Genomic DNA, 233 nt, shown 5'->3' with positions numbered 1-233 from the left:
AGCGATTTTAAAGAGTGGGATCAAAAACCTCATTCCAAAGAATGGCTCATCTTCCCTGAGAATATCAGCTCAAAGCTCTCTATAGATGAGACAGCACTCTCCAAAGGAGAGTTGTATACCATCATTACCAATAAAAAAGCTAAGGGTAGAAAGGGCAGTATCGTAGCTATTTTCTCAGGAACCAAGGTAGAACCTATTATAGAGCAGCTTCTTAAAATACCAACTTCAAAACG

General features: G+C 39.1%; 1 pseudogene. It reads left to right on the top strand.

The annotated features are described in order from the left end of the window. Positions 1–233: pseudogene (locus RM541_RS17425) on the top strand (ISAon1 family transposase); the annotation flags it as partial.

Origin of the sequence: Autumnicola psychrophila (assembly GCF_031846645.1) — a bacterium.
GTDB classification, from domain to species: Bacteria; Bacteroidota; Bacteroidia; order Flavobacteriales; family Flavobacteriaceae; genus Autumnicola; species Autumnicola psychrophila.
The sequence above is the reverse complement of the archived record's forward strand: the minus strand, read 5'-3'. Positions and strand labels throughout refer to the sequence as shown.